We start from the raw sequence: 6,528 nt of genomic DNA, 5'->3' as shown, positions 1-6,528 counted from the left end.
CTTAAAAAACTGGCAAACTGGACATGGCAAGAGCCATGCCCAGCTTGATATCTTATCTAAAAAACGTTAAAAACAGGACAAACCCCTTTTCAATTTATATTGAAAAGGGGTTTTGTCTACGGTCTGAAAGAAGCGTTTTCACGCTTCTTTTTGCATTTTAGAAGTTGATATATTGTCCAATTGGTGGTAAAGTATTTAACAATATACATTTTTACAGAAAGGAGAAATCTTATTATGAGAAAAGTTACCTTGACGGATTTATACAAACATCCTCATGTACAAAAATACGTGAAACGTTCGGGAATGGTACATGCGATTTCAACTGCGTACCACGCATATCGATTAGCTTTGAAACATAGCGTTGATCCTGATATGGCAACAAAAGCTGCTTTTTTGCATGATATTGGCCATTATACATGGTACAAAAACGGTCACTGGGACTACGACATGTATAAAGATAATGATATCCATGCCATTAAAGGTGCAGAACGTGCCCACCGTATTTTAGTATCCTTAGGGGAAGATCGCAAAAGAGCGAAAGAAATTGCCCTGGCTATTTTACTTCACACAGATTCCTATCTTCCAGCTGGCTCATTAAAGTTAAACCCGCTTCAAGAGGTTGTTGCTCTTGCTGATGAAGCAGACGAAGAGCCAGGCGGTTCACATCACTACCGAACAGTCAGTGATATAAAAGCATTAACCATGATCAAAAAATTAGATGAAATGGTAGATGAGTATAATGAAGAAGAAAAAGTAAAACACTCTGTTTCCTAAGAAGGAAAAGAGTGTTTTTAACGTTCTTACATATTAATAGGCTACAAAACCGATAGCTTTTTCACTTGAATAAGTTCCAATTGTACTTCCGAATCGGGTAAAGATTACTTTTGGAAAGCTGTCTAGTTTAAACAATTCATCAAATTCATTTTTAACTTCTTCGGTAGAAGAATAGCTATGAATTAAATAAAGCGTCTTCTCTGGATTTTCTGATTTCCACTCTAAAATGATTTCTTTCATTTTAGTTAACCCTTTTTTACTTCCGCGAAACTTGCCAATTGTTTCAACTACTCCATCTATGATAGAAATCATTGGTTTAATATTCAGCATGCCAGCTATAGCACCTTGAACTGCTGAGATTCTTCCGCCCTTTTTAAGGTTCTCTAGTGTTTCAAGAAGTACATAAGCTTTAATTCCTGCCTTTGTTTTTTCAATTTGACTTACAATCTCGCTTAAGGAAGCTTTATTTTTAGACATTTCGATCGCTTCGTTTAATAAGATTTGTACACCGCCAGAAGCAATTCCAGAATCGATAATCGTAACTCTCTCTTGTTCCTCTTCGGTAAGCATGCTTCTCCCAATTGTTGCACTTTGAACAGTACCGCTCAAGTTAGAAGAAATACCGATATATATAACTTCATTGCCTTTGCTCAATTCCTTGTGAAATGCTTCAAAGAATGATTGAGGTGATGGCTGGCTTGTTTTAGGAAGCTCAGGTTCACGAGCCATTCTTTGATAAAATTCATCTTCTGTTATATTAACGCCATCTAAATATTGGTCTTCTCCAAACTGCACATTTAATGGGACAATTGTTATAGGTACAATCATTTTTTCTAAATCTATTTTAAGATCACTTGAGCTATCAACGATAAAACTTAATTTCATGTATGAACCCCTTTTCTGCTTCTCGATCAATAGTAGGGATGTGCAACGATAATTTTGTATACGTTTTACACATTCTCTTTATTTTAACATAAAAAATAATCTACTGAAATTAAGCAGTTTTATTAATAGCGTACCCGTAGTCTAGTATTAAAAAGAAAATCTTTCATTATAGTATAAAAGTCACTTTACGAAATTAAAAAATGCCATAAGAACTATCTTTTCCAATATTAAACATATTTTGTTGGAATTGAGCGAATATTCATATAAAATGTAAATAGATTAACTTACATAAAATTACATCAATGCCATTAAAAGGAGGTAATTATAATGAAAAAGATTAAAATCAAAAAAGTTGAAAAACTTGCTCCTCTTGCTGTTCACAACGCATAAGTACCTTGCAGGGATCGCCTTTATCAGGGGCGGTCCCTGTGTCATTAAAAATGAGGTGATTACGATGAAACCAAAGTTTAAAGATATATACAAACCGATTGTAAGGATTGGAAATAAAATTCGTATTGGCTTTGAAAGTGAAGCTTTAGAAATTGAAGATGCTGATAAATCTGTCGAAAATTTTATTAATGCTTTAGATGGCAAGAAAGATTTAATAGGACTTTCAGAAGGTTTAGGAGTTCCTTTAGATCAGATTAAAGAAGGAATAACGACGTTTGATGAATTTAACCTATTAGAAGATGCTGACAGAGTTACAAATTTATCAAGTGAACAACTGGATAGGTATAGAGCAAACTTGAACTTCTTTTCCAACTTTTCTAATCTGCATAATTCAAATGACTTTTTACAGGAAAAGCTGATTAATTCCAAAGTAGCTATTCTAGGAATAGGCGGGAACAGCCTAATTGCTGCCAACTTAGCTGGAATGGGTGTCGGAAAAATAATTGGACTTGATTATGATAAGGTTGAATTAAGCAATTTAAATAGACAGTTCCTTTACTCTCAAGAAGATATTGGTAAATTAAAAACTCAAGCAGCTCATGAGAGGCTAAAAAAAATAAACAATGACGTTGAAATCGAAATGCATAATTTAAAAGTGACGAATTCAAAAGAATTATTAACTATAATTGATGAAGCAGATATTATTATTAATGGGATAGACCAGCCACCTATCATGTCTTCTAGATGGGTAAACTCTGCATGTACATATCTTAAAAAGACCTTTTTGCAAGGCGGCGTGACTAATTCAAGAATTGTTTTACAAAAAATAGTTCCAGAGTCCTCCTGTTTTGACTGCTATTTAATTAACTCCTTACAAAATGTTGAAGGCTTTGAAAATCAATTGAACGATGCTTTAGATTATAATTTTTCAGGTAGAAATACGGCATATGCACCAAATATTTCATTAATGGCTAGTGTATTCTCTACAGAAACAAGTAAAAGTTTGCTTTCTTTAAATAAAGATGAAGAAACATCATTTACGGCAGATATAAACAATATAGAGAATATTGAATACAATAAATACCTTATTAAAAAAGTAAATTATTGCCCTACATGTTCAAATTCACAGCTATTCAGTGAACCCATCCCTTTTAATGAACTTACTAAAATAAGCAGAACAGAAGGCGTCTTCTCATGATTAAAGAAAATTCATTAGTGGTTTTAAAGCTTTCCATTCAAAAAGATGGTGATGAATTTATAATTGGAGACGTATTAACAGAAAATTATATTAAAGTCCCTGATGAAGCTGTAAGAGTAATCAACTATTGTAATGGAAAATATACAATTAAAGATATTCAAAGCTTATGTCCTGACGTAGATGTACTAGATTTTTTGAGTACACTTCATGAATTAAACCTTGTATTCCAAATCGATGAAAGACAATTTCTTAATGAATATATTGAGATGAGTAATTCAAAAATTAAAGTTATTACTTCAAAAATATTTTTTAATACTTTTGCTTACTTTGTGTATTGCATTCTAATTTTTTCTTCTATATCAATGATTTTTTTTAATCCTAGGTTATTACCTCAAATTGATGATTTCTTTTTAGTAGATTTTATGGGAGTGAATTTTCTTATAATATTTTTAACATCATGGATTTTAACATTCTTACATGAATTAGGGCATTATTTAGCAGCTTCAAAATTTAAAGTTCCAGTAACATTCAATCTGAGTTTAAGAATGCATTGGTTAGTTGTTGAAGCAAATATGACAAATCTTTGGTCAGTCAGCAAAAAGCATCGATATATTGTATTTCTGGGCGGTATAATGTTTGATTGTGTTTTGTTATTTGCTGCGGTTTTCGTTCAAACCACATTGGAAGATTCATTTTTTATCTCATACTCAAAGCTGATTACTTTAATTTTAACTTTCAGATTCCTTTGGCATTTCCTTATATTCTTAAGAACTGATATTTATTATGTATTAACTAATGTACTAAATATTAGTAATTTGCATGAAAATGCTAAATTATTTTTAATGCAACTCATTAACAAAAATAAAGGTGAAATGGAAATACCAGAGTCAGAACGTTTACACACAATAGTTTTTGCATCATTTTATATAATTGGACTTGGTATTGCTTTCTTTATACTTTTTGGTTATTCTATACCGATTTTATATACGACCATTGAAAACGCCATAAAGCAATTTTCAGCTTTTCAAAACAATAAATTAATATTTCTTGATGGATTTCTTACATTATTATTGTTGCTACTTCAATCAGTGATCTGGTTAAAGGGTGCATCTAACAAAATGAAAGAAACAAAGGCTGTTAATCATAATGTTTAATTCTATTTACTTTTAGGGTTGAAAAAGTATAGCTTTTTCAGCCTTTTATAATTTTTATCTTAGCTAAAAAGCAGTACCTGTTACAAGGCACTGCTTAAAATATATTAATTATTCTGTTTTACAGCTTCTTCATCATAAAGATGACAAGCTACCCAGTGCCCTTCTCGAGCTTCTTGCCATTTTGGCTTTACAGCAGCACATACATCCATTGCATGCGGGCAGCGTGTACGGAAACGGCAACCGCTCGGAGGATTGATTGGACTTGGAACATCACCTTCAAGGATGATACGTTCACGGCTTCTTTCTAACTCAGGATCCGGAACAGGAATCGCTGATAAAAGAGCTTGTGTGTAAGGATGAAGCGGCTCTTCATAAAGCTCATCACTTGTTGTAAGCTCCACGATATTTCCTAAATACATAACACCTACACGATCAGAAATATGTTTAACCATAGATAGATCATGGGCAATAAATAGATAAGTAAGTCCGCGTTCCTTTTGTAGTTCCATCATCAAGTTAACAACCTGCGCCTGAATGGATACATCTAGCGCAGAAATAGGCTCATCGGCAATGATGAAATCTGGATCTACAGCTAGTGCACGAGCGATCCCGATACGCTGACGCTGACCACCAGAGAACTCATGCGGATATCGGTTAGCGTGCTCTTTGTTCAATCCAACCGTTTCAAGAAGTTCGTAAACACGATTGTCACGATCTTTCTTTGTTTTTGCTAATCCATGAATATCAATACCTTCAGCAATGATATCCTTAACTGTCATTCTAGGATTTAATGATGCGTATGGATCTTGGAAGATCATTTGCATCTTGCGATTAAATTTCTTTAAATCAGAACGGGATTTTCTTCCGTGAACGTCTTCACCTTCATAGAATACTTCCCCATCTGTTGCATCATAAAGTCTGATGATTGTACGTCCAGTTGTAGATTTACCACAACCAGACTCTCCTACTAGACCTAGTGTTTCTCCTTTATAAATATCAAACGAGACATCATCTACTGCTTGTAGAACACCCTTTTTTCCAGCTGGGAAATACTTTTTAAGATTTTTAACTTCAAGTAACTTTTCTCTCTCTACAACTGCCATTATCGAGCACCCCCAACTACTGCCGCTTCAGGCGGTTCAACTTTCGGCGCTCGCTCATCTAATAACCAGCAAGCAGCTTTATGCGATGAAGAAACATTAGTCGCTTCAGGCATATGCTCCAAACACACTTCCATCGCATATGGACAACGCGCTGCAAATGGACATCCCTTCGGAGGATTCATTAAGTCAGGCGGTGTTCCTGGGATTGCTAATAATTCTTTTGAATCTGCATTTAATTTTGGCATGGAAGCAAGTAAGCCCCATGTATATGGATGTTTCGGTTTATAGAAGATTTCATCAACTGTACCTGTTTCAACGATCATACCACCGTACATTACGGCTACACGCTGTGCAAGGTTTGCAACTACTCCTAAATCATGCGTGATAAGGATAATTGCTGTTCCTGTTTTATCTTGAAGGTCACGCATCAAGTCCAAGATCTGAGCTTGAATTGTAACATCCAGTGCTGTTGTCGGTTCATCCGCAATCAAAACTTTCGGATTACATGCTAATGCAATAGCGATTACAACACGCTGACGCATTCCGCCAGAGAATTGGTGCGGATATTCCTCCACACGCAGTTCAGGATTAGGAATTCCAACAAGTTTTAAAAGGTTAATGGAACGCTCTTTCGCTTCGCTTTTACTCATGTTTTGGTGTTTGCGAAGCCCTTCCATGATCTGCTTCCCGATAGTCATCGTTGGATTTAGAGATGTCATCGGATCCTGGAAGATCATTGAGATTTCAGCACCGCGAATTTTTTCCATCTCGCGCTCTGTCGCTTTTGCAAGGTCTTTCCCTTGGAAACGGATTGCGCCTTCTTTAATTGAACCAATTTTATTTGGCAATAGTCTCATTACTGCTTTTGAAGTAACGGATTTACCAGAACCGGATTCACCTACGATTGCTAGTGATTCCCCTTTTTCTAATGATAAGCTAACACCGCGGACGGCTTTAACCTCTCCCCCATACGTCTGGAAGGAGACATGAAGGTTATCTAATTCTAAAAGTTTTTCCATTTATA

6 protein-coding genes are annotated in these 6,528 nt (G+C 34.9%); 3 read left to right on the top strand and 3 right to left on the bottom strand.

The features are described from left to right. The first annotated feature begins 234 nt into the window (after positions 1 to 234). A complete protein-coding gene (locus M3196_RS19315; RefSeq protein ID WP_251323977.1) occupies positions 235 to 774 on the top strand; it encodes an HD domain-containing protein in 540 nt (179 codons plus the stop codon). 33 nt (positions 775 to 807) lie between these two features. On the opposite strand, the gene M3196_RS19310 is transcribed toward M3196_RS19315, so the two are convergent. Continuing rightward, the gene (locus M3196_RS19310) at positions 808 to 1,659 is read right to left on the bottom strand and encodes a DegV family protein (RefSeq protein WP_251323976.1); all 852 of its coding nucleotides are present in this window, start codon (positions 1,657 to 1,659) and stop codon (positions 808 to 810) included. A gap of 454 nt (positions 1,660 to 2,113) precedes the next feature. Between M3196_RS19310 and M3196_RS19305 the strand changes: the two genes are divergently transcribed. Together M3196_RS19305 and M3196_RS19300 are read left to right on the top strand one after the other, a co-directional pair. Further along, entirely contained in the window at positions 2,114 to 3,247 is a 1,134-nt protein-coding gene (locus M3196_RS19305; protein WP_251323975.1) for a ThiF family adenylyltransferase, read from the top strand. Beyond that, positions 3,244 to 4,401 (top strand): hypothetical protein, encoded by a 1,158-nt coding sequence (locus M3196_RS19300; RefSeq protein WP_251323974.1) that lies wholly within the window; start codon positions 3,244 to 3,246, stop codon positions 4,399 to 4,401. Before M3196_RS19305 ends, M3196_RS19300 begins: the two co-directional genes overlap by 4 nt. Positions 4,402 to 4,505: 104 nt before the next feature. Here the strand turns inward: M3196_RS19300 and M3196_RS19295 are convergent, their stop codons facing one another. Together M3196_RS19295 and M3196_RS19290 are read right to left on the bottom strand one after the other, a co-directional pair. Then, complete coding sequence (locus M3196_RS19295) at positions 4,506 to 5,504, bottom strand: ABC transporter ATP-binding protein (protein ID WP_251323973.1); 999 nt, start codon at positions 5,502 to 5,504, stop codon at positions 4,506 to 4,508. Continuing rightward, positions 5,504 to 6,523 (bottom strand): ABC transporter ATP-binding protein, encoded by a 1,020-nt coding sequence (locus M3196_RS19290; RefSeq protein WP_251323972.1) that lies wholly within the window; start codon positions 6,521 to 6,523, stop codon positions 5,504 to 5,506. The genes M3196_RS19295 and M3196_RS19290 overlap by 1 nt, the downstream gene beginning before the upstream one ends. Between the last annotated feature and the right edge of the window lie 5 nt (positions 6,524 to 6,528).

The organism is Fictibacillus nanhaiensis (assembly GCF_023715445.1).
Classification (GTDB): Bacteria; Bacillota; Bacilli; order Bacillales; family Fictibacillaceae; genus Fictibacillus; species Fictibacillus nanhaiensis_D.
The sequence above is the reverse complement of the archived record's forward strand: the minus strand, read 5'-3'. Positions and strand labels throughout refer to the sequence as shown.

Bases quoted from the DNA above. Each gene is read 5' to 3' on its own strand.
- M3196_RS19315 (WP_251323977.1), top strand. From the start codon at position 235: ATGAGAAAAGTTACCTTGACGGATTTATACAAACATCCTCATGTACAA.
- M3196_RS19310 (WP_251323976.1), bottom strand. From the start codon at position 1,659: ATGAAATTAAGTTTTATCGTTGATAGCTCAAGTGATCTTAAAATAGAT.
- M3196_RS19305 (WP_251323975.1), top strand. From the start codon at position 2,114: ATGAAACCAAAGTTTAAAGATATATACAAACCGATTGTAAGGATTGGA.
- M3196_RS19300 (WP_251323974.1), top strand. From the start codon at position 3,244: ATGATTAAAGAAAATTCATTAGTGGTTTTAAAGCTTTCCATTCAAAAA.
- M3196_RS19295 (WP_251323973.1), bottom strand. From the start codon at position 5,504: ATGGCAGTTGTAGAGAGAGAAAAGTTACTTGAAGTTAAAAATCTTAAA.
- M3196_RS19290 (WP_251323972.1), bottom strand. From the start codon at position 6,523: ATGGAAAAACTTTTAGAATTAGATAACCTTCATGTCTCCTTCCAGACG.